This is a genomic window from Candidatus Poribacteria bacterium (assembly GCA_021295715.1).
GTDB lineage: Bacteria > Poribacteria > WGA-4E > WGA-4E > WGA-3G > WGA-3G.
Genome location: JAGWBV010000138.1, coordinates 1 through 8,778 on the forward strand (window position 1 = coordinate 1; position 8,778 = coordinate 8,778).

Annotated in this window: 9 protein-coding genes; 8 read left to right on the forward strand and 1 reads right to left on the reverse strand. The window is 47.3% G+C overall.

Annotated elements, in window-relative coordinates; all coding sequences use genetic code 11:
• The first annotated feature begins 380 nt into the window (after positions 1-380).
• The 8 genes from J4G07_21655 to J4G07_21690 all read left to right on the forward strand — a co-directional run bounded on the left by J4G07_21655 (position 381) and on the right by J4G07_21690 (position 7,700).
• Positions 381-659: a sigma 54-interacting transcriptional regulator gene (locus tag J4G07_21655; GenBank protein ID MCE2416590.1), complete on the forward strand. Its 279-nt coding sequence runs from the start codon at positions 381-383 to the stop codon at positions 657-659.
• Positions 647-1,027, forward strand: coding sequence for a hypothetical protein (locus tag J4G07_21660; GenBank protein ID MCE2416591.1), 381 nt, complete (start codon positions 647-649; stop codon positions 1,025-1,027). Before J4G07_21655 ends, J4G07_21660 begins: the two co-directional genes overlap by 13 nt.
• A 353-nt stretch (positions 1,028-1,380) precedes the next feature.
• Entirely contained in the window at positions 1,381-2,205 is an 825-nt protein-coding gene (locus tag J4G07_21665) for a hypothetical protein (protein ID MCE2416592.1), read from the forward strand.
• 256 nt (positions 2,206-2,461) lie between these two features.
• Positions 2,462-3,289 carry a hypothetical protein gene (locus J4G07_21670; protein ID MCE2416593.1) on the forward strand — a complete coding sequence of 276 codons (828 nt, stop codon included), beginning with the start codon at positions 2,462-2,464 and terminating at the stop codon, positions 3,287-3,289.
• A gap of 210 nt (positions 3,290-3,499) precedes the next feature.
• The gene (locus tag J4G07_21675; GenBank protein MCE2416594.1) at positions 3,500-4,771 is read left to right on the forward strand and encodes a mandelate racemase/muconate lactonizing enzyme family protein; all 1,272 of its coding nucleotides are present in this window, start codon (positions 3,500-3,502) and stop codon (positions 4,769-4,771) included.
• Between the two features lie 134 nt (positions 4,772-4,905).
• Positions 4,906-5,232, forward strand: coding sequence for a hypothetical protein (locus J4G07_21680; protein ID MCE2416595.1), 327 nt, complete (start codon positions 4,906-4,908; stop codon positions 5,230-5,232).
• 214 nt (positions 5,233-5,446) lie between these two features.
• Entirely contained in the window at positions 5,447-5,713 is a 267-nt protein-coding gene (locus J4G07_21685; protein ID MCE2416596.1) for a hypothetical protein, read from the forward strand.
• Between the two features lie 64 nt (positions 5,714-5,777).
• Complete coding sequence (locus tag J4G07_21690) at positions 5,778-7,700, forward strand: hypothetical protein (protein ID MCE2416597.1); 1,923 nt, start codon at positions 5,778-5,780, stop codon at positions 7,698-7,700.
• Between the two features lie 167 nt (positions 7,701-7,867).
• Here the strand turns inward: J4G07_21690 and J4G07_21695 are convergent, their stop codons facing one another.
• Positions 7,868-8,287, reverse strand: a complete 420-nt coding sequence (locus J4G07_21695) for an archease (GenBank protein MCE2416598.1) — start codon at positions 8,285-8,287, stop codon at positions 7,868-7,870.
• Positions 8,288-8,778 lie beyond the last annotated feature (491 nt).

Here is an 8,778-nt window from a genome sequence, read left to right on the forward strand (position 1 = left end):
CGAAACCCGACAATCCACCGCGGTCCCTATGAAAATGAGGTAGGTTTCCAACGATACGCTCATGTCAAACTCACGTTATATAGTAAAATCCGAAAATATGTGAACAGTCATTCAATGCACAAAAGCCCGTGCTGTCGCTGGCGAGGATTGTATCCTCGCCTCGTAATGTCCAAGTAATTGTAGATTTTACTATAAATACCATTACCCGCGACGAAAATATTAGGAAAATCATGCTATAAACTGGGGCAATTTTTCCCAATTATTGCATTTTATGCAACCTTCTTTCACTTTACCCGCGTTATTATATTATGAAGCTTTTAGTGTATTATGAATCGTATAAGCATGGATAACATTCACATTTCAGAAAGATAGGAAAGGCAATGATTCACAGAAGCTTAGCGGGAAATTATGAGAGCATCATTGGCAGAAGTCCACAAATTATTGCAGTTCTCAAACAAATTGATAAGATCGCAAATACGCCAGCAAAGGTGCTTATTTGTGGTGAAACAGGAACCGGTAAGGAATTAATAGCACGTGCCTTACACCAAAACAGTGATCGTTCGACGAACAGAATGGTTTCTGTCAACTGTGCCGCGATTCTGGATATGCTGCTTGAGAGCCAATTGTTTGGACATGCGCGCAGCCAGTGCGTAAAATAGCACCGGAGACGCTCGCGCGCTTGCAAAACTATCCTTGGCCCGGGAATGTGCGAGAGTTAGAAAACGCTTTAATCCACGCAGTTATCTTGTCAGATGGAGAGGCTGTGTTACCTCGGCATCTGCCTGAAGAAATTTTGGCATTTGGGCAACCGCGAGTTAACATACCAAAAGAAAATTACACGCCTGAAAACCAACAAACTGTGTCTGTTCCTCTCGGAGCAAGCCTTAAGACTATGGAAGAAACCTTTATCCTCGACACTTTGGCGTGGCAGAACGAAAATCGAACGAAAACCGCGGAAGTATTGGAGATTAGCGTCCGGACGTTGCAAAATAGGTTGAAAGACTATAAGCAATCAAGCCGTCTTTAGTTTTTCGTGGCTTTAGAGACCCTTCACTTCCGCTCCACTTATAGCAATCGCCTGTCTACTCTTTCTCTTTCCACCTGAAAACTATCGGAACGTCTAAAAATTTATAAACTGTTTGCTGATTAACACACCCCTGGCGAGATTCCCTAACCTCGCCACCTCCCTTTCAACGGCAAAGCCTCCCAAAAAATAAAAATTCTATCTTTTCTTGACAGAAATTCGCGTTTTTGCTATATTTTAGGCAACGGTTTCCTCAGAAATCGTCCTATTTGTGAAAGTTTGTCTTTGCAAAACGAAAATGAATTTGCTACAGACAACTTAAATTGCGGAAGATCAACCAATAAAGGAGTGACAAAATGAAAAGAACACACCTTATGGTGTTCATCGCGCTGTTTTCAATCATGTTGATTAGTCACGCGAGCGCACAGGTAATTTTCTATGCTGATTTTGAAGTGAGTGGCTCTAAAGCAATTCCGGATGTCAGCGTCAACGATCCAGCAAATTGGGTGCCAGAAAACGCTGGAACTGTTTGGGTAGAGACCACCGAATTCCCTAATGGCAGCGGTGCCTTGCATCAAAGTGCCGAAGGATGCGGCATCTCCGGGAATACACCGATACCCGGTATCGATGACTTCTCCGACGGTATTATCCAAGCCGTTTTTTCATGGCAAGATGATGATGGCGTTGGTTTCCAATTCCGCCGCGTCGGCGACGACAGCGGTTATCTCGTCGCATTCGGCTATAACGAAACACCCCAGATTATCATCGGTAGCCTTGCAGACGGATGTTGTCCTTCTGCGCAATGTCTCGACCAGTGCTCCTGCGAAAACGGAGGAAATGAACTCGTTGGTGTCGACCACGGTTTGGGCGCAGACCTCTCACAAGACAACAGCGTTGCTTATTTTGCGCGCGTTGAAGTCACCGGAAGTCTTATCCAGGTCTGGTATATGCCGCTGGATGATGTGTCTGATCCGTTTGCAGCCTCTGGTGAACTCGGCGATCCAGCCGCTGAATATGACGGGGCAGATGATGCGGGTCCCGGTATCGCCGGTATCTGGCATGAAAGTTGGGGCAACGGGAGAGTCGATAACGTTCTTGTCACCGGTCCAGGCGGCACCACGGACGTCGACCCCCACGCGAAGCTCTCCACGACATGGGGCAAGGTTAAAAGCAGCTATTAGTCTCCTTCCCAAATATAGACTGATACCATAAAATCAACATCAGGCGTTGAGGGGGTATTGTCTGTTTACCCCTTCCGTCGCCTGTCGTCTTGGTAGGATGAGGTAATTACACCTCATCCACACCACATTATTAGTTTTATGATGGGGTTCTTTTATGGATATGGGTATCTAAGCAATACCGTAAAGCTCTGTCATTATGCTGTTGCTTATGAATAAACGGCAACACAACCCTATATGAGAACAGAGGAGGCATCTCATGAAAACCCGTTTTTTTTTCTTGATTCTCGTTTTGAGTCTATTTGTTGCATTTCACGCCAGCGGTCAAGTTGTGTTTTACGCCGATTTTGAGCCCGGTTCCAAGGACGCAAAACCGAATGCTGATGTGAACAATGTCAAGAATTATAAACCGGAAAACGCTGGTACCATCTGGGCTGCAGATGATTTTGAAGGCGGCAAAATCGGTGGAAAAGGATCCATGAAGCAAACCGCTGAGGGATGCGGCATTTCCGGTAACACAGAACTGCCTGGTGTGAAAAACTTTACCGACGGTATCGTCCAAGCCGTCTTTTCCTTTGGTGATGATGATAGTTTCGGTCTGCAATTCCGTAGAAAAGGGGACGATAAAGGCTATCTCGTTGTCTTTGGCTATAATGAGACGGCGTCTGTCCTTTTCATGAGTCTTGAAGACGGGTGTTGTCCGAGCGGACAATGCCTTGATCAGTGCGGTTGTGAAAATGGTGGAAAAGAAATAGACAGCGTTCCGCACGGCTTAGGGGCTGGACTCGACCAGACGAATGCCGTCGCCTATTTTGGACGCGTTGAAGTCAAAGGCAATAACGTTAAAGTCTGGTATATGAAACTCGATGAAGTCAAAGACCTGTTCGCACCCTCCGATGACCTCGGGGACCCAATACTTGAATCCGACAAAGCCACTACCAAGGACGCGGGCTCTGTCGGTGTTTGGCACGAAAGTTGGGGGATGGGCAGAATCGACAGCATTCTCGTTACAAATGCCAACGGTTTTGATGTCGATGTCAAGGACAAACTCACAACTCTCTGGGGCGAGATTAAAGTTGCGTATTAGTATATAATTTCGTATATAATGGGGCGAGGGAACGGTTTTATGAATCCTTCGCCCTTTTCTAATTTTTTTCTTCTGTAGGAGCGATCTCCGAATCGCGACCCTCGTTTGTGTAGGAGCGATCTCCCGATCGCGATGCTTATCCACCGCCGCTGGCGAGGTGTCCTGGGGAAACACCCAAGCAAAAACACCTCGCTGATAAGGAGTCTACCCATGAAAGTCACGAACATTGAACGCGTGCTTGTAGATGTCCCCTTCACCCCGCGCCAACAACAAATTACGACGCAGAGTGTATCCACCGTTTACAACTGGTCGCTCCTGGAGTTGTGCAAAGTCACCACGGATACTGGGCATGTCGGTTGGGGTGAGACCGTCGTTCACTATACCTATTCCCGTGTCAGCGATACCAGCATCGAACGGGTGCTTGGACAGAGTCCTGCCGAACGCATGAATGATGATTCACTTGGGGCAGGCTTACAGATGGCACTTTTCGATGTCGTCGGCAAAATTTTAGAGGTGCCGGTCTACCAACTTCTCGGCATGCAGTGTCGCGAGGCTGTTCCAATTTCATGGTGGTGTATCGATGCCTCTCCTGAAAACTGGGCCGCAGAAGCCGCTGATGCCGTGGAAAACGGTTATACCAGCTTCAAAAACAAGCCGCGTCCATGGTGGGATATCGTCGCACAGGTAGAGGCAGTCGCGAAAGTCGTACCATCCGGCTTCAAACTCGACCTTGATCCAAACAGTTCTTGGCGCGACGCAGAGACGGCTATCCCCATCCTGCAAAAACTCGCGTCACATCCAAATGTAGCGATGTTTGAAACCCCCATCCCGCAGAGCGATGTAGATGGAAACAAGCGGATTCGCCAAGCCGTTGGGTGTCAGGTCGCCATGCACTTCGGGTCACCACCCTATACCACTTGTGTGCGTGAGGATGTATGCACTGGATTTGTCATCGGTGGCGGTAAATCGCAGGTAATGCGTGAAGGGCAACTCAGCGCGGCAGCGGATATGCCGTTTTGGCTCCAAATCGTTGGAAACGGCTTAACAACGACGTGGGCAGGACATCTCGGCAGTGTGCTTACACATGCAACGTGGCCCGCGATCACCTGTATTAATCTCTACAGCGACCATCTGCTTACGCAACCGATACAGGTCTCGGAGGGATGCCACAAGATTCCCGATGCGCCTGGGTTAGGCGTTGAAGTCGATGAAGACGCAGTTGAACGCTTTCGCGTGCCGGATGAGAAGTTAGACGCTGATGGTTACACGATTCATCCTGTCCCGCGTATCATCAAAACCGCCGTTTATCCCGATGGGAGCTGTATCCACATGTCCGGTGATGGTTTGAGTTATTTCAATGCCGGTAATGGCGAGGCACAGGTGGAAGGAGCACGTCTCGAGTTAACCTTCGACGACGGCACTGATGAATGGGCAGACCTCTTTGAGAAAGCACGTGAAACCCCTGTTCATGGGCGTTGGTAGAATGTGAACGTTGTTTCGTAGTTCCGAACTTGCTTAGTTCTAATAGCCGCGAAACACCAGTGTATGGTTCTCGGAGTATGTGCCCTTGAAATGTGGTTGAAAAATGTGATATACTTTTCCATAGGATTTGGGTGATGAATCAGGATTTGCATGATGGTGTAAGGGAGCAAGCCAGTGCCAGCCGTCAACGCTTGGAAGATGCGAGAGTTCTTTTAAGGGCTTCTCGGTGGCGAGGTGCAATGTACATTGCTGGTTATGCTGTGGAATGTCTCTTGAAAACGAAGTTGATGCAAATCTATGAATGCCAAAATTTGCGCGAGTTAGAGGTAGAACTCCAGCGGCGTTCGATACTGTCTGGGCATAGTACAGTTTTTACGCATCAATTGGAAGAGTTATTTAAACTTACCCCTGGCTATAATCGCCTACGGCAAAATCAAAATATGGTTTCCTTATTTAATTGAGTCAACCGTTGGACCCCAAAATAGTGTTACACCCGCCAAACAACTGGTGATGCTGCAACTTTTTTCATTGAAGCTGTTGAAGAAGTCATACACTGGGTAAGCAATAACATCTAGTGCTGTGTCACTCCTAAAATGATGGATGTGGGCAGCCACAAGGGACTGCCCCTACAGGGAAAATCCCTTCAACGACACAGCACTAGCGAAGGATATATCCATGGCATGCAGAATGTTAAAGCAGAAAATTTACGATAAACTCAAAAGTGGATACTTCTCTGACGAAAATGATCTGGTCGATGTCTCCGATGGTTTTGATGACCTGATCCATATCGTCATCGTTAGCAGGAAGTTTGATGGAAAGTTGGTGAAAGAAAGGCATAGTCTCATCTGGGACGAATTAGTAAAGCATCTTTCAAACGAGGAATGGGGACACGTTTCTCTCTCAGTCGGAGCGAGTCCTGAAGATGTGAAAACTTTCTTATAGCAGATCGTCTCTGTTTCCGTGACAGATAACAGAGATTGACGCTTTTCGCAGAGGCGAATTAACATTGACTTCTCTCCCCCAACAGCGTGTCCTGACATGGCGCGTCATCACCATCTTCGCCATTAGTGCACCGATTAATTGCTATTTCCTCATCCAGATGGAACTCGTGCGCTATACCTTCCCGACCTGGGTAGTCCCGCTGTCCAATGTCATTTTCATCCTCACCGCAGTGATGCTGATTAACGGGGTTGTCCGCCTTCTCAGCAGCAATTTTGCCCTTGGACAAGGCGAATTGCTGTTTTTGTATGTGACGCTCAGTTTCGCCACGAGTTTGGCTGGATGTGATGTCCTTCAAGCAATCCTATCTGTCCTTGGACATAGTTTCTGGTTTGCAACGGAGGAGAACGAGTGGCGCACCCTATTTTGGCACCATCTCCCGGAATGGCTCACTGTTTCAGATAGAGACGCGCTCCGTGGCTATTACCTTGGGGAGTCGACCCTATATCATTCCCTTCACTTACGGGTTTGGTTGCCGGTGATGGGGGCATGGTTATTGCTGTTTTCGGTCATAGCATTCATCTTTCTCTGCCTCAATACGATCCTCCGGCGGCAGTGGGCGCAGCGCGAACGTCTCACCTTTCCGATTATTCAACTCCCACTTGCAATGACGAATCCCACATCCGGTTTTTTCCGAAACAAGCGAATGTGGATCGGCTTCGCAATCGCCGCTGGCATTAGCCTTTTCAACGGATTAAGCCATCTCTACCCCGTGATTCCGCATATTCCAGTAACACGCCGCTTTTTTTCGTTTCACGAACCACCTTTGAGTCTTTACGGGACCATCATCACCGCCTTTTATCCGTTTGCCATCGGGATTATGTTCCTCATGCCGTTGGATGTCCTTTTTTCGACGAGTCTCTTCTATTTTCTCTATCGAAACGAAGTCGCTTTAGCGAAAGCGGTTGGGTGGAGTAGCATCCCACGTTTTCCGTATCTTAACGAACAGACGATTGGGGCATTCGTAGGGCTCTGTTTCTTTTTTGGTTGGACGGGCAAACGGCATTTCAAAGCCGTTTTGAGGAGCGCGCTACCGTCGCGCGGACGAGAGCCACCAATCGAACAGCACGACGAACCGATGTCGTATCGAATGGCTGTTTGGGGGTTTGTCCTTGGTGTTTTACTGTTTGCGTTTCTCCTCTACAAGGCGGGCATGGCGGCCTGGCTCGCGCTCACCTTCGCGGTCCTGTTTCTCATAACACCGTTGGTCACAACACGCATCCGTGCCGAGTCTGGCATTTTTGTCCACGCCTATCATTGGCAAGCACCTCGATACATCTTGAACACTCTTTTAGGAACGCACCGTCTCGGCGCACGGAACTTAACGGCACTCTCCGTCTGCTTTTTCAACCGAGATTACCGTCCGCAGCAGATGCCGCACCAATTAGAGGCTTTTAAAATTGCCGAACTCGCCAATATTAATCAACGCCGGATGCTCTTGACAATTATCATCGCCACTGTTTTCGGTGTATTTGTCGCTTTCTGGGTGCAACTACATTTCTATTACAAATTCGGTGCGGATTCCGGATACTTTGGACCCTGGGCACTCGGGTACGGGAGAGAATACTTTGGGCGGTTGACGAACTGGATTACGTATCCCCTCAGCACAGATTGGCTTGGTGTAATATTCATGGGCATCGGATTTTCTGTGATGATGGTACTTACGTATCTTCGGGTCAAGTTCTTTTGGCTGCCGCTGCATCCACTCGGTTATGTGATGGCGAGCAACCAAGAGATGTCCGACCTCTGGATTCCGTTGCTGATTGCTTTGACATTAAAATGGCTTATCCTCCGACACGGAGGTATCCAGAGTTATCGGCGCGCCATCCCCTTCTTTTTAGGGTTAGTTCTCGGCGATTATCTTATGGGGAGCACGTGGAGCCTCCTGAACATCCTTCTGAACACCACGATGTATCAGTTCTATCCATAGGAACAGTCTGTCAATAAACGTAAGCGTCAATTTGAGAAACAGGATTGCACAAATACCTTGCTTGCTACGAGGCTTCAGGGGAAATCCGCGAAAATACTCAAGCAAAACGCTATCAAAAAACACTCCGATTTCCAACTCTTGCTGACTGCTGACTACTGATTGCTATATCAAAGATCAAAAATAACCTGAGCAAACCAACTACCGTCACACTTTCGCACGACCCGCAACTGATGGTATGTGACACTCTTAATTTCGGTGTAAACCTCGTGTTTATTGAAATTTGTCGGTTCACCATAAACCGTCGCGGATACCGCTGTTTCACTACAGTCTTTGATGTCGGCACGTTTAAAGAAAATTTCCTTTGTTTCGTGTTGGAAGATGAGTTCGTCGAGCCAGCTCACAAAAAGGTCTTCCACAGATTCAGCTGTGAGATGGATCTCCACCGAGTCTGTCTCATCGACGGTATCCACGACCGCTATTGTTTCAAAGAGTCCTTGTGCCGCGTTTTTCAGAAGATCCGATAGACTTATTCCTCTAACCAACAGTCCCATATCAGCCGTATGTTCAAGGTATTCATAGGGTTTCATGCAATGCTCCATCGTCACGATTTTTTCTTCTCATTCCTCAGCATCATACCCCGAAAATCCGATCCTGTCAATTCTCAAAATCTTCCTGTAGGAGCGACTTTCCGTAGAACCCATGCCCCATCTAAATACTCACATCTGTATCATCTTTCGCTTGACTTTGCATCTATCGTATGTTATGCTGTTATATAAACTTCCTTGCAGAAAAAAAGACGTTCACGATATAGAAAGCGTCTTAAAAACGTCTGTTCGCTGGCTAAAAATATTTCTTGTAACACAAACTGTTAGTTTGTGCCATAAAACGCCATACTGTTAGTGAGGCTTCCAGAACCTGCCGATTACCGAACTCGCGTTATAGCGAATAAATTTGACGTTGAACGCAAAATGTAATATACTATATACAAAATAGTCTATATATGAAGTCATATTGAGTAAACCATAAGAATGTGGTAAAATAGGGATAGAAAAGGCGATACTTTCTGTCTCTTTCTTCC